This window comes from Mesorhizobium sp. P3_A10 (assembly GCF_056403175.1).
In genome coordinates this window covers 275,141-292,503 of sequence record NZ_JBFUFZ010000002.1, presented here as the reverse complement: position 1 = coordinate 292,503, position 17,363 = coordinate 275,141, and the positions used below count along the sequence as shown (strand labels likewise).

Sequence of the window (17,363 nt, the reverse complement as noted above, 5' to 3'; positions counted from 1 at the left end):
TGTTAAGAAGCAAGTTGAAAGTTTGCCAAGCTTGGCAGTTATGCTATTTCTGAACTGGGGGACGCGAATTTTCACCGCCTATGGAGGTGGCTCTTGCACCCAGAGGCATCAGGCGTCGGCACGGAGAGTGAGGGGCCTTCCTCAAGCGATGTTCCACGTGCCGGCGAAGCGCTTCTCGCTGACCTTTTGGCGAACACGACCGAACTTCTGTCGTTCTATGACCGCGACTTCTGTCTGACGCACTACGCAACCAAGCTCAAAGGCGTGTACGGAGGCGCGGTAGCGCCGGGTGCCGCCGTTTGGGAGATCTACCCGAGCTTCCTCGATGCGCGGTATCGCGACGAATTTCTTCGTGTGTTCCACGGCGGCACTCCGGCAAGCATCGACTTGCCGCGATCATCGGGCGAAGCGCCCCGTTCCGTTTTCGTCTTCGCTACTGCGAATGGTGTGGGAATCATCGAGTCGAGGGGGCACGGCGAGCGGAGCGCGGCGGAGGAGCAGGACCATGTAGTTCTGCTCCATCAGGCGACGCACGACGTGCTGACCGGACTGCAGAATCGGCGGCGATTCGGCGAGCGGCTACAGCAGGCGCTGGCGGCCGTCGGCGGAGCAAAGCCGAAAGCCGCCCTGCTGCAAATCGACCTCGACGATTTCAAAGCGGTCAACGACACGCTCGGTCATGGAGCAGGCGACACGCTTCTTCAGCTCGCAGCGGGTCGAATCCGCGACGCGCTACAGGACGGCGAATCCGCATACCGGTATGCCGGCGATGAGTTCGCCGTCATCCAATTGGGAAAGGATCAGCCTGCGGAAGCCGAGCGCCTCGCGGGATCGCTGGTCGACGCGTTCAAGGAGCCGTTCGTCATCAACGGCATTCCCGTCTTCGTCGGCTCGAGTATCGGAATTGCTTTCGGGCCGGAGCACGGGACCGATGGCGAGCAGTTGATGAAAGCCGCGGACATTGCTCTTTACGCAGCCAAGACGGATGGACGCGGTTGCGCTCGAACGTTCAACCGTTCGATGCTGCTCTTGCTCGAGCAACGCGAGAATCTGAGGCGCAACCTTCGAACCGCGCTGGAGCGGGGCGAGCTTTATCTGGAGTATCAGCCCCTCATTCGGTCTCCCGCGTCGGTGATCGGTTTCGAAGCGCTACTGCGGTGGCGGCACCCCGAGATCGGAATCATTCCACCCGGCGTGTTCATACCGATCGCCGAGGCGGACGGTCTGATGGACGAGATTGGACGATGGGTGCTCGAGGAAGCCTGTCGCCAGGCATTGACGTGGCCCTCCTCGCTGACGGTCGCAGTGAACCTGTCGCCGGCTCAGTTCCTTAGCGGTTTGCTGACGGATACCGTCGCTCAGGTCATCGATACAGTTGGAATCCGTGCCGACCGACTTGAACTCGAGATCACCGAGACAGTTCTTCTCGAGAAGACGATCGACAATATCGACACATTAAACACGCTGAACGTCTTGGGAATACGAATATCGCTCGACGATTTTGGAACATACTACTCATCGTTGAGCTACCTTAAGAACTTTCCCTTCGATACGTTGAAGATAGATCAGTACTTCATTGCGGACCTGGAGACCGACCTCAAAAGCCAGACCATCGTGCGATCGATCATAAATCTGGCCCACGGCCTGGGAATAAGCGTCACCGCCGAGGGGGTCGAGACGTCGGCACAGGCGCGGTGGCTGATCAAGGAGAATTGTGATTGCCTGCAAGGCAATTTCCTGGGACGTCCGCTCGGAGCCGAGGCAACCAGAAATTTCATCACACGGTCCCCGCTGAGGGTGGTGCGAGCGATGGAGGAATCAAATCGGGCGGTTTAGAGCGGTTCAGCTTTTGATAGTGCCGCCGACCCGCTCTAAGTATTTGTTTTTACGCAATTCCGGACGGAAAACCGCTGCGCATGTTTCCTGGAATTGCTTTGCACCTTGCACCCTTTGTTAACGGTGAAGTGGAGATTTGTAGAAACGATCGAGGCAGATACCGCGCAATTCTTCGAGTCGGTGCAAGAGTAACTCATCACGGCGCGCGGTGAAATTTTTCGTCGCGGAGACCATCGCCCTACCAGGGCTCAATGCTGATGGAACAAGGGAGGATGCCTATGGGACCTGTTCATCATGAGCTGGCTGGCGAGCCGACTTTTGCGCCCATGATCCAGATCGACATGGAAATCAAAGCTTTCGTCTCCGCCTGGAGACACTGCGATTATGTCTCGTCATACATGGCCCGGATGATCAGTCAAAACAGATCAGACTCGGTCCGGCATTCAAATCTCTTTTCCTCTGCCCTCAATGAATTGCTGGAAGTCGCCTTTCGTACGCGCCATGCCGGTGGTGAACTGGCATGCAGGGTGTCCCGCCACGGCGCGACGGACAGGATCGAGCTGACGTTCCCATGCGTGCCAGAGGAGCGCGAATTCTATGAAGAAGCCGTGTCACGCGTCGCAGGAACAGAGGCCAGGGAGCGATACCTCAGTTCGGTGTCTGGGGATCTCGCGCCCAGCCGGGAGGTCGTGCTCCTGGAACTGGCTGTCGACTACAACGCGACACTCAGGGTCGAGGAAGCCGAAGGCGATGCAATCAAGCTTGTCGTGGATCTTCCGCTTGAGGGCCTGCAACATTGAGCCCTTACGACCTCCTCCCGCGCTTCAAGGCGCAATATGACGCCAACAACCAGGAGTTTTCCATATCCGGGGTGGTCCGGCCTCAGGCGATCGACGAGCTTGGGCCCAGCATAGCATTGCTCCGCGATGCGATCGGCCGTGTGCGCGGCGTTCTCTACGTCAATGTCAGACGGCTGACGCAGATGAACAACGCCGCGTTTCACGCCTTTTCGAGGATCATCATCGACGCCTGCCGCGCCCGGCCCGATCTCAAATTCGTCGTCATCACGTCAAGCGTCGTGGGATGGACCTCGCGAAAATTCGGTCGCTTGAGCGGAATCGAGCCGAACATCACGGTCGAGGAGTATGACAGTGAATTCTATCCGGGACAGGGCTTCCTCGAGGAAGGCGGGTTCGTTCCGATCCTGCGTTCACAGACGAAGATGACCTGGCGCCACGAGCGCGCAATCTTGCCGCGACACGGCATGAGGCAGGGGATCGTCATGGCCGACATCTGTTGCGGGATCGGCGATTTCGCCGTGCTCGTGCAGAAGGAGTTCCAGCCATCGCGGATCGTCGCCCTCGACCACTCCATATCGAGCCTGGACTATGCTCGACAGGTGATGCGGGAGTTCGATATCCGGGGCATCGAATATACCTATGGCGACGCGTCGGAGATGCTGCTCGACGAAGCGCAGTTCGACCTGGTGACCTGCCGGCATTCCCTTCAGATATTCAATCGGCCTGAACTCATCCTCAAGGAGCTCTACCGCATATGCAAGCCGGGCGGGCGGGTCTACATCACCAACGAGAAGAATTCGCATTGCCTCGGCGAGCCGCGCGCCGAAAGCATCCGTTGGACCTACAACGAGGTGGCGAAGCTGTTCGGGCATTTCGAGATGGACGTCGAGCTTGGGCCCAAGAGCCGGCGATATCTGATGGAAGCAGGATTCGAAGACATCCGCGTGGAGACCTTCATGGTCACTAACCTGGACGGCGATCCGCAGGATTTCGCCGATGTCATTGCGGCATGGGCGGATGTCTATGCGGGCGAGATGGCGACCAGGCGCGGCGATGGACCGGAGTTCGTCGCACAGTTCCGGCAGGGTTTCGAGGACCACATTTTCGCTGCGCTCCACCCCAAAGGTTATGCGGGTTGGCCGATCTGGGTCGCATCGGGGCGACGGCCGCAATGAAAGCCGACAATGAGCCTACGCCGCGCTTCGGCCTGCGCTCCTTTCGAGCGAAATTCGTGTTGGTCGTTGGCGGCGCCGTCCTGTTCGACCTCCTGCTGAGCGGTGGCCTGGCGCTTTGGAACGTTCAGAAGCTGTCGCGCGACGCAACATCGGAAGTCGGTGAGGGCCTGACGACCGCAAACCAGGAATACATTCGTTCCTATGCCGAATCGACAGCGTTGAGCGTCGATCTGCTGCTCGATCGGGTTCACGGCGACGTCAAGGCGCTGGCTGGCGTACTGCAGGCCCAGATCGACGAACCGACGAGGCAGCAAGAGGTCGGAGCGACGCTTTCGCATGAAGCGCCCGGCTCCGTGAAGGTCGTCTACGACGCGCAGGGCGATTGGGCGCAGAACCTGCCGGGGGCGCCTTCCGTGGTCAGTGTCTGGGGCTACCTGCTGGGCGCCGACCACGCTCCGCTGCCGGGCGTTCAGAAGGAAATAGAAGACAGTACCGTGATCGATCTCGTCGCGCCGACCCTCATGGCCAGCGGATCGTCCAAACTGCAAATGTACTATATTGGTCCAAAGGAACGGCCGATCTTCAGGACGGTGCCGTATACGAACCAGGCGCAGACCTTCGACAAGCTTTATCCGGGCCACAACAAGGCGGAGTTCTGGGAGTTCTTCTTTCCGGGAATCTATGGTTCATGGCAGCAATGGGCCAGGGATCCAGCCTCGCGTCCGGTCCCTGACGATATCACCCAGACAGCGCCTTACACCGATGCAATCACGGGAAAGCTGATCGTCAGCTTTTTCCACCCGCTGTGGACGCGCGATCGCACCGGTATCGCCGGTACGGCCGGGGCAGACATCACTCTCGATCAGCTCGCGGAAGTCGTCGAAAGGGTGAAGATCGCCGAAACAGGGTTCGGCTTCCTCACCATGTCGACTGGCAATGTGGTGGCGATCAATCCGTCCGGCCAGGCGATCATCGGCCTGACATCATCAAGCGACGCGGGCACGCAGGGCGTCACCGGGCTGGAGCGGTCCCTGCGGGGAAGTACGCAGCCGGCTATCGCGTCGCTGCCTCTCGGCCAGAACAATGACGGTGTCATTCAGCATATCATGCTCGACAACAAGGGCGAACGCGTACCCTACATTGTTGTCCTCAAGCGACTGAAGTCGACCAATCTGTGGAGTTCGGGACCGATCAAGTCCGAAACGATGTCGGTCGGGATCGTCGTTCCCGAACGGGAGATCTACGCGTCCCTCTTTGCCGCGCAGAAGAGTATTTCGCGCGCAACCAATCGTATCCTGCTCTTTCAGATCGGTGCGATCATCGTTTCGCTTCTGATTGTTTTCGCGGCCGTGCTCGGAATTTCGAAGCGGATCACCGCGGGCCTCAGGGCGCTTGCCAGTGCCGCCCAGCGGCTCCAGACCAAGGACTATTCAGTCCGCGTCAGCATTCCGACGCGCGACGAGGTTGGAGCCGCTGGCATCGCTTTCAACCGCATGGCCGAGCAGATCAGCTTCCACACGGAAAACCTCGAGCAACTCGTCGACGAACGAACCAGGGAGCTCGGCGACGCCAATCAGGAGATTTCCGCTCTCAACGAAAAGCTGCAGGACGAGAACGTCCGCCTCGGCGCCGAGCTCGCGGTTGCCAGGCAGATCCAGTTGATGGTCCTGCCGAAATCATTCGAACTCGAAGCGATTCCGGGGCTGGAGATCGCAGCCTACATGCGGCCGGCCGACGAGGTCGGCGGTGACTATTACGACGTCCTGCAGAACGGATCGCGGATCAAGATCGGCATCGGCGACGTGACCGGTCATGGTCTCGAGAGCGGCGTGCTGATGCTGATGGTTCAATCCGTTGCACGCGCGCTGCAGGAGACCGACGAAGCGGATCCGCACCAGTTTCTGGACCGGCTGAACAGAGCGATCTACAAGAACATCGAGCGGACGAACACCGGCAAGCATCTCTCGCTGGCCTTTCTTGACTTCGAGGACGAGCGGGTAACGCTATCCGGCCAGCATGAGGACGTTCTCGTCGTGCGTGCGGACGGAGAGGTCGAACGCATCGATACGCTTGATCTGGGTATGCCGGTTGGTCTCGAGAATGACATCTCGAAGTTCATCGACACGCGTGACATCCTGTTCGAGAGTGGCGACGTGATCGTGCTGCACACCGACGGTGTGACCGAGGCGGAGGATCAGGACAAAAGGCTATTCGGGTTCGAGCGCCTCTGCCAGAGCGCAAAAAAACGTTACGGCGGGAGTGCCGAGGACATCAAGACCGGGATCATCGAGGATCTGATGGCCCATATCGGAGTCCAGAAGATCCATGACGACATCACCCTCGTGATCATAAGGCACACATAGCAATGACAACGCTGTTCGGAACCCCTGACATTGCAATCGGGATGAAGGAGAGCGTCAGTCGCGTGCGGCTGTTCGACGGACCTCTCGACTTGAGTTGGCGTCATTGTGCCACGACCTCGGACTTCATCGCCGATCTTTTCGCGTTGCGCTTCCGGTCGTCCCGCAATGACTACATCGAAGTGCGGCACAGCATCGGATATCTGGTCAACGAGCTTATCGAGAACGCCGTCAAGTTTCGCGCACCGGGTGAGATCGTGATCGAGGCGTCGATGGATTCGGAGTGCTTCAAGCTCAAGGTGTCGAACGACGTCGATGGTGAAAACGCCTCCGAGTTCAAAAACCTCCTGGCGGACATCACGGTCGGCGACCCCAGAGACCTGCTGATACAGCGAATTGAAGCGAATGCCGCGAGCCCCGACGTGTCACGCTCCGGGCTCGGATTGCTGACGTTGATGAGCGACTATGGCGCACGCCTAGCCTGGATATTCAGCCCCGCCGACGAAAGCGATCGGATTTGCCTGGAAACCTATGCCTCCATTCCGATCTCGCAAACGCACAACTAGAAGAAACGAAGCCAGGCCATGGAAATCAAGACAGACGACTACCGCGTGTGGAACGAAGGAAGCGATATTTTCTTCGACGGCGCAATGCGGCTTGCCAGTTCCGAGGCCGGTGCGCCCGTCACGGCTTTGGCGACCAGTGTTCTTGCCTCAAATCCCGCTTCCATTACGCTCAATTTAAAGGACCTTCACTTTCTCAACTCTTCCGGCATCAACCTGCTGGCGAAATTCACCATCGAGGTGCGCAAGCATCCCGATGTTCGACTCGTCGTGCGTGGAACGCCCGACATACCCTGGCAATCGAAATCACTGCCGAACCTGAAGAAGCTGCATCCCGCCCTGGTGCTTTTGATGGACTAAGGTCCGTTGATGTTCAGGCCTGAAGACCCAACAGACCTTAACCGTGTCGCCCGAAATTGGCCAAGGGACTGCGTGAGCCAGCGGCAACCTGGGCAGCATCGGCCAGTCGGTGCAAGAGCGCCGCACCGAGAGCGAGATATGTACGCCAGGACAAGTATCTGGATGCGAAGCTAACGACATTCCGGCGTCGTTCGTAGATGTTCGCTATGGGTCTGGCGGGGGCTCGGCACAGGCGGCAGGCGTCCAGATAGCTGGGGTGTCGCTGCCTGTGCCGGCAAACGCCTCCCGCTACGCGTTCAAAGGTGTCCATTGAGTAAGCGTAGCAAGGTCAGGGGCGGCCGGCTGGAGTTCATTCCGCCGCAGATCCCGACTCTGGTCGAGCAACCGCCCGAAGATGAGGGATGGGTTCACGAGGTCAAGTTCGACGGCTACCGGACGCAGCTCATCATCGATCAAGGCGGCGTGCGTCTTTTCAGCAAGAACGGCCATGACTGGACGACAAAATACTGGCCCATCGCGCTGGCAGTCGAGCTGCCATGCAGGGCTGCCATTCTCGACGGCGAGGTCATTGTAGCCGGTGAGCAGGGCGCTCCCGATTGCCCTGCGCTGGAAGCCGCGATCTGGAATGAGCCGAGCCGGCTGGTGTTCGTGGCGTTCGACATCCTCCATCTCGATGGTCGCAATGTTGCCCCCTTGCCCCTGCTGCAGCGCAAGCAAGCGCTGTGGCAACTGGTTAAGCCTGGCGCCGGCAAGATCCGGTACAGCGAGCATTTCGATGGCGATGCGCTGGCGATCCTCCGCGCCATCGACAAGATGGGGCTTGAGGGCATCATCTCGAAGCGCGCCGACAGCCGCTACCGGAGCGGACCGTCGACCACATGGCTGAAGGCCAAATATTCCGCGCCCGTCTCGGCGTAGCCGTTCCGGACGAGGCCTGTGCCAATCAGTTTCCTAGGCAGGTACCAGGACGGCGATGCGATGCACACCGACCTCCTTGCTGGTGTTCGTCGCCTCGTCTGTCTTGCCCTTAGAGCAGGTGTACACGTCACCCACCTTGAGCTTGAATTCCTTGTCCGCTTTCTTGATGGTGAATGCGCCGGACGTAATCGTGCATACCATGTCGTTGTCCATCATGGTCTGAGGCGCGTGTGCTCCAGGCTGAAAGACCACGTCGACAATCGAAATGCTCTTGTAGGCGGGAATGTCGGAGTTGCCGGTGCCGACCTCAACCACTCTGACGCCGGGCGCAATCTCCTTGCCTTCCTTCGGACCGTACTTCTTGGTCTTTGCGGAAGCCGCCAGGGTGAACAAAGGCGATACCGCGGCGGCCGTCACACCTAGAACAATTGCAGACCTGCGATTCATGGTTTTCATCGCATCCTCCCAATATTTTGGCCACGCACAAACGTGCGTGGCCGGCATATATTAGCACAACCGCAAATAGGCTGCAGAGGATTCCGGAAGCGCAAGCCGGCGCCGCGACAACGGCCTGCTTCGGTCTTCAGAGCGCGGCCCTTCAATTCCGTATGCTTGGGTTGGTCGGCTTCGGCAGTTACATGCCTCCACCGCAGCCGTCAGAAAGGTCCCACACATCGACGATCTGCTTGCCGGTGAAGCCGTGTTCGTGGATCAGGTATTTCGCCAGGCCGCCATACACCCTCCACCGCCAGCAAGGGCAGCAGCAAGGGCCTTTCTCTTCGGAATTGGCCATCGCGTAGTCATAGGCAATTTGCTCGTCGCTGGTGAGCTTTGTGTCGTAGTAGGGGATCATCTTCTGCGCGATGCCTGCCGGAATGTCGTACGGATCGCTCGGGATCATCTGGATGGCGCGATACTTGGTCAGGCCATTCACCTGCTCGCCATAGCGCTTCGTTTCCATCGGGCTGCAGCATGAGCCTGTGATCCGCGACACCGCTGGCATGGTTGCGATGGACTCCGTGAACTTGGCCGAGCAGGTGCTGTTGCCGTTCTGGCTGAGATCCTTGAAACGCTTGGCCAATTCCGCGTCGTCGGCGGCGATTGCGAAATCCGGATGGTTGAAAAGGCCGGTCAGCGTGGCAGCGCCGAAAACACCACCAAGAACGACCGTCCGCCGGTTTGGGGTGCGGGTCATTTGTCGATCCTCGCTTGCTCGATGAGTTTCTTCAGCGTCGCCAGGTCGGTCGCGCCGGGATAGATCTGGGCGCCGGCGACGAAGCCCGGCGTTCCCGTGATCCCTAGCGCCTGCGCCAGCTCCATGTTGCGCGCTATCGCCGCCTGGATTTCGGGCAGCTGCATGTCAACCTTCATGCGCTCCACGTCGAGCCCGGTCTCGGCTGCGATCTTGAGAACGACCGCCTCGGTCACTCTGGTCCTCGCCCCGTACAGCGCCTTGTGGAATGCCGGGTATTTGCGCTGTCGGTCGGCCGCGAGTGCCGCCTTGGCCGCGAACACCGAATCCGGGCCGAGTATGGGGAATTCCTTGTAGACGATCCTGAGCTCAGGATCGTCGGCCACCGCCTGCTCCATGACCGGCGCCATCTGCCGACAATAGGGGCAATTATAGTCGAAGAATTCAACAAGCGTGACATTGCCCTCGGCATTGCCGCCCACCGGGCTTTGCCCGTCGCGGAAGAGGTCGTCCGCCCGTGCCTTCAGCGCTGCTTTGGCTTGCGCTGCCTCCGCCTCGCGCTGCCGCTGTTCCAGCCTTTGCAGCGCCTCCATGAGCACCTCGGGATGCGCCAGTATGTAGTCGTGTATTCGCTGGTCGAGCTGGTCCTGGGACGTCTCGCCGGCTGCGAGCGCCGGTCCCCTGGTGTGCGGATTGAGCAGGAACCATGCCGCCAGCGCGAGGGTGAGGAGCAGTCGGAGGAAGCCGCGACGGCCAGCCTGTCTGGTGTTGGTGAACATGTGCTTTCCTCTCCTTGTTGCGTGAGTCATGCCGCAGGTCCCGCCTCACAGCAGGTTCCACAATCTGGCCAGCCAGCCATCGCCCTGTTCCCGCCCATGGTGCGGGCGCTCGACATTGTTGGTGAGCGCGTTGACGAAGGTGACGAGGTTGATGGGCTCGAATTTCATGCCGTGGAAATTCGCCCGCCAGCGGCCCTCCTTGTCGATCACATGCGTGACGATGCCGTGCATCTGATAGCCGTCATCGGTGAGGGTGAACTTGTGGCCGAAGGCTTCCGCCAGCTTGCGGGTCGTATCTTCCGGCTGGTCGGGAGTCGTGGTCAGGAACAGCCAGTTGACCGGATCGAGCCCGTGCGCCGACCCGTAGCCTTCGAGGACGTCGGCCGTGTCCTTCTTCGGGTCGGTGGTGACGCTGACGAAGGTGACCTGGTCCTTCATCGGCGTGCCGTTCACCATCTTCTGGATCTCGGCGATCTTCTCGGCATGCAGGGGGCACACATCCGGACACGAGGTGTAGATGAAGTGGAGGACGACGACCTTGCCGACAAGGTCGGCCGGCCGCACGATGCGCCCGTCGGCGGCGCGCAGCGTGAAGTCAGGCGTAGGCTTGTCGATCTGCTGAAAGTATTTCTCGTCGCCCTTCAGCATAGCGTCGACTTCATCGAGCGAATGCGCCCGCGCGCCTTGAGCGAGGCAGACGCCCAATACCATGACCGCGACGAAGCTTTGCAGCAGACGCGCCCAATCGCTCCTGCTCGACGGAAGGTGACAAGCCGCAGGCTCGCCCACAGTTCGGACAAGCATGGTCATTTTCCTTCCTGGGTTGCAGCAATGCGGCCGCGAATGAAGTCGACCATGTCGGGCGCATCCCATTCGGCGGGGCCGATAAGCCGGCCGATTTCCCTGCCGTCGCGGTCGATCAGCAACGTCATCGGAAGGCCGACGGCCCCGAGTGCGAACATGGCCCTGGCGGAGCTGTCGATGTTGAGGGCAAGGTGTGTGGCACCGATCTCGGCGTAAAACTTCTTCACGATGTCGGGACCCTTCCGGTCCATGGACAGCGCCACGACCTCGAAATCCGGTCCGCCGAGCTTTGCCTGCAGCCTGTCGAGTGTCGGCATCTCCTTGCGGCAGGGCGCGCACCATGTCGCCCAGATGTTGAGCAGCACCACCTTGCCGGCAAAATCGGCGAGCGTTTTCGGCTGGCCGGCGGCGTCCGCGAAGCTCACCTCCGGCACGGCGGCTGGCGTGTCGAGAACGGCGAAATTCTGCGGCGCCTCCGCTGCCATGGAGGGCAGCGGAAACGTCAGCAGCAAGCCGGCCAGCACGATGGCCCATTTGCACTTGATCACCGCGCCTCACTCCGTCGCATAGACGGTCGGCGCCTTGCCGTCCTTGGTGAAGGCGTAGATCGTCCAGGTTCCGTCTTTCTCGCCGCCCATGCCGGGCGCGCCTGTCGGCATGCCGGCCAGCGTGATGCCGGTGATGGCGGGACGTTCCGTGAGCAGCTTCTTGACGATGTCGACCGGCACCAGGCCATCAACAACATAGCCGTCGACCATCAGTGTATGGCAGCCTTCAAGGTCCGCCGGCACGCCGGCATCGCTGCTGATCTGAGAGAGGTTGTTGACGGGCTTGATCTCGACCTTGAAGCCGTTGTGCTCCAGATAGTTGGCATAGGATTCGCAGCAACTGCATTGCGGGTTTTTATACATCACCGCATTGATGGTCGCCGCGACTGCAGGCATCGGCGTCGCAATCAGCAGCGAAAGGGCGGCGAGGCGGTAGGTCAGGTTCATTGCATTTTCTCCTTTGAGTAAGCGGTTCAAGTTCATTTCACACGGAAAACTGTCATCAGGCCGGCCATCTGGTGGTCAGCAACATGGCAGTGCAGCATCCAGTCGCCGGGATTGTCGGCGACGAAGGCGCATTCGATCACATCCTTGGGGGCCATCAGCACCGTGTCCTGCCACTGCCGGTTCGGCATCGGCGCGCCGTTGCGCGACAGCACCGACATAGTGAAGCCGTGGACATGCATGGGATGCCACCACGCAGTTTCGTTGCGCATGGTGAGGTGGCAGGTAGCGCCCCGTTCGAGCGTGAACTGCGGCGCCATGCCGGCGTGGCCGTCGCCGGTCATTGACATGCCATTGATCGCCCAGGCGGCTCCGCCCTTCATGCCGGGCATCCCCATTCCCATCATGCCGCCCACGCCAGCGAGCTTGCCGCCGCCCATCATGCCGCCCTGCAGCACGATCTCCTGGCGTATGGCGTTCGCGAGGTCCGGCGCCAGCAGCGGATTGCGCGGCAAGGCAAGCGGCGCGTCGAGCGGATGGCTCCGTAGCGGTGGCGCCTTGTCATAGGCAAACGTGGTCAGCGTATAGGCAAGGCCCTCATAGAAGTCATCGATCACGGCATGCCGGCTGCCCGGATCGCCCTGCATATCGAGCACGATGTCGATGCGCATAGCCGGCGCCAGCACGAGACGGCCGTCCTCCGGCTCGTGCGGATCGCAAGGCTGGCCGTCGATGGCGACGATGACCGGACGGTGGCCTTCGAAGCGCAGCGCCATCATGCGGGCAAGCGCGGCATTGGCCAGCCGTAGCCTGACGCGCTCGCCAGCCCTGACGCCGAGGTCGGCCGGCGCCGCGCCATTGATGGTGACGACGTTGCCGACGCGGCCGGACATTGACGCATCCATCGTGCCGCCGAAACCGCCGGCGATCTGGCCATCGCTGGCGAGTCGCCAGTCCTGCAACAGCCACAGAAGGTCGCGGTCGACGGCGATAGGCTCCGCCTCCTCGACAATGAGCGGTCCAGCTAGCCCGCGGCCGAGCTGCACCAGGCTGTCCGTGTGGGGGTGATACCAGAAGGTCCCGGCATCGGGCGGCGTGAATTCGTAGACGAAGGCCTCGCCAGGTTTGATGGGTGGCTGGGTCAGGCCTGGAACGCCGTCCATGGCGTTCGGCAGGCGGATGCCGTGCCAATGGATGGTCGTGTCTTCCTCAAGCCCGTTCTCGACTGTGAAGCGAACAGGCTCGCCCTGCCGCAGGCGAAGCGTCGGGCCGGGGATGGTGCCGTCATAGGCCCAGACGGCGGTCTGCGGACCACCGGGGCCGCTGAGCCGGGCTTGACCCTGTGCGACCTTGATCTGGCATTCGTCGACGGCGGACGCGCGTGCGGGACGCGGCGAAGCGGACACGGCAGCACCCGCCGCCGCGACGAGAAATCCGCGGCGCGAGAGAGCAAAACTGAAATCGGTGTTCACTTTGAACCTTTTGGACCCGCGAGACCGATGGAGCAGAGCTGCATCGGTTCTCGTCATTGAGATCTGCGAATTGGTCGTGGCACGCTGAACGCGTGCAAAGACGATCGGACGCGAAAGTCGCCTGCCTCGGGCAGGGACTTGGGCGTCAGCTCAGGCGCTGGGTCTGGGAGGGTAAGGGTCGGGCAGGGAACTTCGCCCGCGCAGGAACGGGGCGGGTAGGGCCGATGGCTGCTGCACTGGCGAAACCGCCGTCATCACGACAGCTTGCGGCAGCACAGCGAGCACTGGCGCGATGCAGGTCGGCGGACAGTGCATCGGATTGTCGCTACCGCCAGCATCCTTGAGGCATGCCTTGCAATCGCCGGTCATGGTGGCATCGGCTGCCATCTTGTTCATGCCGGTGTCGGAAGGCATGGCCATGCCGTCATCGGCGGCTATCGCCATCTTTGCCGACATCACGCTGGCCTGAGCGGCGGACAGGCTGAACCCGGCGGTCAGGAAGGCCGCGAGCAGCATGACGAAGAGATGTTTTGGCGAAAGCCCGGCCATGATGCCCTTAGGCTGGCCGCAAAGTGCTTCTTTTGCAAGTCCCAAGCCCGTGATCGCCCAACACTGCGACATCAGGCCCGCTCGGCACGCCATGGCGCGATCTCGTCAACGATGACAATCCCCATTACCGCAGGACGCCAGCCGTTCACGCGCCTCCTGGACCGGCGGACACGGCACATCGCCGTAGGAGCAGAAGACGCAGCAGTCCCCCGCCTTCGGCCGAAGCAACGTGCCGCAGCCCTTGCAGTCATAGAAGAACTGGCAGGCATCGGTAGGCATCGTTTCGGCAGCCCGATGTCCGCAATGGGGACAGGTAAGGGTGCTTGTGAGTTGCGTCATGCGTATTTCACCAGTTCACCCAATCAGCCGGGCGTCATTCGCGAGCCTGGCACGGCTCCAATGGCCCTGATGGCCACGCGTGACGGCGAGAGACGGTATTTCGGCAGCGCTGATTGCAGTTCGGACAGCCAGGGCAGCAAGTTAGCCCTTGCTGTCCACACTCGCTTTCGCGGCCGATACCAGCTGGATCGAGGGCCGCTCGCCGGGCGCGCTACTTTTGGCGACGACGACGCGGTCGCGTCCTTCGCCCTTGGCTTCGTAGAGCGCATGATCGGCGGCATTGGTGATCTCAGCCCAGCCCGCGCCATGCTCGGGGTAGGCGGCGACCCCGAACGAGACCGTCACGGTGCCCAGCGTGCGGCCGCGATGCGTCAGGTGAAGCTGCCTGATCGCCTGGCGCAGCGCTTCCGCCCGCTCGGCGCCTTCCTCGAGCGAGCATCCCGGCATGGCGATGGCGAATTCCTCGCCCCCGTAGCGCGACACGACATCGCTGTCGCGCGCGTGTTCGATCAACGTCGCGGCGACCTGCTTCAGGACGAGGTCGCCTGCTTCGTGCCCGAACGTGTCGTTGAACTGCTTGAAATGATCGACGTCGAGCATGAGGATCGTCAGCGGCTGCGCCGTGCGCTCCATCCGGCGCAGTTCGCGGCTGCTCGTTTCTTCGAGATAGCGCCGGTTGAACAGGCCAGTGTTCGGATCGCGGATCGATTGCTGCCGCAACGTCTCGCGCAGGCGCAGATTGGCCAACGCCAATGCCAGCGTGTCGACGACGCCGCGCAGGATCTGCTGCCTTTCAGCCAGCCATTGCGGCTTCTCGACTGCGTTCGGCTCGCACAGATGCAGGATGCCCAGCGTCTCGCCTTGCGCCGCCAGCGGCATGCAGACATAGCCCTTCTTGCCGTTCTCGGTGATATGGGCGCAGCGCGGCGTCAGCATGCCCGGGCCGGCGACATGCTCCTGGCCACGCCGCAGCGCCCAGCAGTCTTCCGGCGCAAATTGCGTGGCGCTCGACCGGACGTCGCCCCAATGCGCCATCTCCTCGACCAGATTGCGCGAGGCGCTGGTCAAATGCACGGTTCCGCTCAAGCCGCCGAGGAACTCTGTCATGGCAGTGCCGACCACTGAAAAGGCTTCGGGGAAGGTCACGCAGGCCTGCAGCAGCTCGCCAAGTTTGACCAGGCGGGTCGTGGTTTCCGACTTCTCGTGCAGCTCACGGTTGAGCACCGCCAGCTGATCGGCACGCTCGTTGACCACCCCCTCGGCTCGGCGCAACTCGCTGATGTCGCTCAGCGTCAGCACGAGACCGCCGTCGGACCGGCTGAGCGGACTGCAGCTCGCGATCACCGGCACATGCGAGCCATCCGATTTTGTCAGGCGCACCTCGCTCTGGTGCTGGCGGCCGGTGGTCAAGGCCTGCTCGACAGGCGACGCTCCGCTGGCGAACTCACCGCCTCTCGGATCGCGCATTGTCATCACCGACGCCCAATCCTGCCCGACGATCTTGTCGGCGCGCCGTCCGATCATCGCCGCCGCCGCCGGATTGACGCTGGCGATGCGGCCGTCGGCGTCCAGCACGGCAATGCCTTCGGCCGCCGTCTCGACGATATCCTCGATGTGAGCCTTTGCGGAGGCAAGCTGGTCGGCCATCGTGTTGAAGCCAAGCGCCAACTGTCCGAACTCATCCTTGCGGGTGTGATCTATGCGCGTCATGGCATCGCCCTTTGCCAGCGATTGCATGCCGCGCATCATGTCTGAAAGGCCGGCGCCGAAACGGCTGAGCAGCAGCCATGCGAACGCCGCAGCAACCAGCATTGCGGCCGCCGCGCTGAGGCCAACCAGCCAGAGCATGTCGTTGGTGCGCCGTTCGGCGGCGCGCAGCAGGGGATCGTATTCCAGCAGCACGGCGCCGGCGATCGTACCCTCGGCAAGCTGTATCGGAACAGCCAGTATGTCGTTTACTTCATTGGCATCGGAAAACTTTCGCGGGATGCCATCCGCCAGGGTCTGGCCGACTTCGTTGTTGGGGTCGTGATCGAATCGGGAGCCGATACGGTGTTCTTCGTCGGCGGCATGGGCGACAACGGTCTTGTTGCGGTCGACGACGACGAAATCCCGCAGCGAGCGATGGTGCTGCAACTCCAGGAATTCGCGCAGCGCTTCAGGCCGCTCGAACAGCGAAGGTGAGCCGTCGGATGATTTGAAGACGATGGTGTCGGCCAATTCCCGCGCGACGTTGGTCGCTTCGGTCAATCCCAGCGAGTTGGTCGCAGCCTTCTGCGTAACAATGGCGACGCCGCCAACCAGCCCGATGAGGGCCGCGGCGCTCACCATGCTGAGAATGATCTGGCTTCTAATGCGCATGGCACCGACTCGTTGAGAACGACGGCATCATACACGCCGGATCGAGCCTGCTGTTCATTCCCGGCTTTTATTACCAAATGCTTATCAACGTGCTAACGGCGATCCGGCCCGAAGCCTGCCCCGTTACGGTGTCATATGCGAAGCCGCTCCGCTTCGGTCACTTGCCGTCGAAGAAATTGCTGATGGCGGCTTCCAGCTTTTCGATGAATCGAGGGTTGTGGCAGCTTCCCGCCCAGATCATGGCGTTCAGTCGCATATCCCGGTTGAGGAAGTTCACCTTCCGGGTCTCCAGCAGGTATTCCGCGATTGCGAAATGCCGTCCCTTGATGGCCTCGATCAGCGCATTGTTGCGCCCCGTCTTGTCCATGAGGTTGACATCGGCGCCATGCTCCACGAGCAGCTTCACGACGTCCAGATGCCCGTTCTTTGCGGCTTCGATCAGCGCGGTGCGGCCGTAATAGTCGGCCCGTGCGTTGATATCGATTGCGCGGTGTCTGACGAGGGCCGAGATGGCGGCAAAATGGCCCTTGGCCGCGGCAAGGCTCAACGGTGTGCTCTTCCATTTGTTTCTGGAATTCACGTCGATTTCCGGGTGCTCGATCAACGCTTCGACCGTCGCCGTGTGGGCATTGAGAGCCGCAAGATGCAGCGCCGACCAGCCGCCTTCATCCGCCTGGTTGATATCGGCGCCGGCCGCCAGTTCCGACTGCACGGCTTCCGCATCGCCTCTCTCGGCGGCGACCAGCAGGCTCGACCAGCCTCTGTCGTCTTCGGCTTCCACGCTTTTGGTCAATGCGCTGGCTCCCGGATTGTGCCCGGCCAGAATACCACAGATCGCGCCGTTTCGATGGCGCTCGGCAACG

The 17,363-nt window shown here is 61.4% G+C and carries 18 protein-coding genes; 7 read left to right on the top strand and 11 right to left on the bottom strand.

The genetic code is table 11. From position 1 onward, the window contains the following. The first annotated feature begins 93 nt into the window (after window positions 1-93). The 7 genes from AC1DXU_RS08195 to AC1DXU_RS08165 all read left to right on the top strand — a co-directional run bounded on the left by AC1DXU_RS08195 (window position 94) and on the right by AC1DXU_RS08165 (window position 8,012). Entirely contained in the window at window positions 94-1,836 is a 1,743-nt protein-coding gene (locus AC1DXU_RS08195) for a putative bifunctional diguanylate cyclase/phosphodiesterase (protein WP_477366803.1), read from the top strand. A 278-nt stretch (window positions 1,837-2,114) separates the two neighbouring features. After that, window positions 2,115-2,636 carry a ubiquinone biosynthesis methyltransferase UbiE gene (locus AC1DXU_RS08190; RefSeq protein WP_477316763.1) on the top strand — a complete coding sequence of 174 codons (522 nt, stop codon included), beginning with the start codon at window positions 2,115-2,117 and terminating at the stop codon, window positions 2,634-2,636. Further along, window positions 2,633-3,811, top strand: a complete 1,179-nt coding sequence (locus AC1DXU_RS08185) for a methyltransferase domain-containing protein (RefSeq protein WP_477366800.1) — start codon at window positions 2,633-2,635, stop codon at window positions 3,809-3,811. Before AC1DXU_RS08190 ends, AC1DXU_RS08185 begins: the two co-directional genes overlap by 4 nt. Next, window positions 3,808-6,174: a SpoIIE family protein phosphatase gene (locus tag AC1DXU_RS08180; protein WP_477366797.1), complete on the top strand. Its 2,367-nt coding sequence runs from the start codon at window positions 3,808-3,810 to the stop codon at window positions 6,172-6,174. Before AC1DXU_RS08185 ends, AC1DXU_RS08180 begins: the two co-directional genes overlap by 4 nt. A gap of 2 nt (window positions 6,175-6,176) precedes the next feature. Then, entirely contained in the window at window positions 6,177-6,737 is a 561-nt protein-coding gene (locus tag AC1DXU_RS08175; protein ID WP_477316767.1) for a slr1658 superfamily regulator, read from the top strand. Window positions 6,738-6,755: 18 nt separating this feature from the next. Next, window positions 6,756-7,094 carry a slr1659 superfamily regulator gene (locus tag AC1DXU_RS08170; RefSeq protein ID WP_477242300.1) on the top strand — a complete coding sequence of 113 codons (339 nt, stop codon included), beginning with the start codon at window positions 6,756-6,758 and terminating at the stop codon, window positions 7,092-7,094. Between the two features lie 309 nt (window positions 7,095-7,403). Next, on the top strand, window positions 7,404-8,012 hold the full coding sequence (locus tag AC1DXU_RS08165) for an ATP-dependent DNA ligase (RefSeq protein ID WP_477316769.1): 609 nt from the start codon (window positions 7,404-7,406) through the stop codon (window positions 8,010-8,012). Between the two features lie 33 nt (window positions 8,013-8,045). On the opposite strand, the gene AC1DXU_RS08160 is transcribed toward AC1DXU_RS08165, so the two are convergent. From AC1DXU_RS08160 to AC1DXU_RS08110, 11 genes are all read right to left on the bottom strand, one after another. Continuing rightward, window positions 8,046-8,468: a hypothetical protein gene (locus tag AC1DXU_RS08160; RefSeq protein WP_477366794.1), complete on the bottom strand. Its 423-nt coding sequence runs from the start codon at window positions 8,466-8,468 to the stop codon at window positions 8,046-8,048. Between the two features lie 178 nt (window positions 8,469-8,646). Next, window positions 8,647-9,207, bottom strand: coding sequence for a hypothetical protein (locus AC1DXU_RS08155; protein WP_477366791.1), 561 nt, complete (start codon window positions 9,205-9,207; stop codon window positions 8,647-8,649). After that, on the bottom strand, window positions 9,204-9,983 hold the full coding sequence (locus AC1DXU_RS08150; protein ID WP_477366788.1) for a DsbA family protein: 780 nt from the start codon (window positions 9,981-9,983) through the stop codon (window positions 9,204-9,206). Before AC1DXU_RS08150 ends, AC1DXU_RS08155 begins: the two co-directional genes overlap by 4 nt. A gap of 45 nt (window positions 9,984-10,028) precedes the next feature. Continuing rightward, window positions 10,029-10,694, bottom strand: a complete 666-nt coding sequence (locus tag AC1DXU_RS08145; RefSeq protein ID WP_477368892.1) for an SCO family protein — start codon at window positions 10,692-10,694, stop codon at window positions 10,029-10,031. 95 nt (window positions 10,695-10,789) lie between these two features. Continuing rightward, window positions 10,790-11,335 carry a TlpA disulfide reductase family protein gene (locus AC1DXU_RS08140; protein ID WP_477366785.1) on the bottom strand — a complete coding sequence of 182 codons (546 nt, stop codon included), beginning with the start codon at window positions 11,333-11,335 and terminating at the stop codon, window positions 10,790-10,792. A 6-nt stretch (window positions 11,336-11,341) separates the two neighbouring features. Beyond that, a complete protein-coding gene (locus tag AC1DXU_RS08135) occupies window positions 11,342-11,782 on the bottom strand; it encodes a DUF411 domain-containing protein (protein ID WP_477366782.1) in 441 nt (146 codons plus the stop codon). Window positions 11,783-11,814: 32 nt separating this feature from the next. Beyond that, a complete protein-coding gene (locus tag AC1DXU_RS08130) occupies window positions 11,815-13,251 on the bottom strand; it encodes a multicopper oxidase family protein (RefSeq protein WP_477366779.1) in 1,437 nt (478 codons plus the stop codon). A gap of 150 nt (window positions 13,252-13,401) precedes the next feature. Continuing rightward, window positions 13,402-13,845 carry a hypothetical protein gene (locus AC1DXU_RS08125; RefSeq protein WP_477366776.1) on the bottom strand — a complete coding sequence of 148 codons (444 nt, stop codon included), beginning with the start codon at window positions 13,843-13,845 and terminating at the stop codon, window positions 13,402-13,404. Window positions 13,846-13,905: 60 nt separating this feature from the next. After that, complete coding sequence (locus AC1DXU_RS08120; RefSeq protein ID WP_477366773.1) at window positions 13,906-14,139, bottom strand: GDCCVxC domain-containing (seleno)protein; 234 nt, start codon at window positions 14,137-14,139, stop codon at window positions 13,906-13,908. 141 nt (window positions 14,140-14,280) lie between these two features. Then, window positions 14,281-16,500 carry a sensor domain-containing diguanylate cyclase gene (locus AC1DXU_RS08115; RefSeq protein ID WP_477366770.1) on the bottom strand — a complete coding sequence of 740 codons (2,220 nt, stop codon included), beginning with the start codon at window positions 16,498-16,500 and terminating at the stop codon, window positions 14,281-14,283. 157 nt (window positions 16,501-16,657) lie between these two features. Beyond that, on the bottom strand, window positions 16,658-17,293 hold the full coding sequence (locus tag AC1DXU_RS08110; protein ID WP_477366767.1) for an ankyrin repeat domain-containing protein: 636 nt from the start codon (window positions 17,291-17,293) through the stop codon (window positions 16,658-16,660). Window positions 17,294-17,363 lie beyond the last annotated feature (70 nt).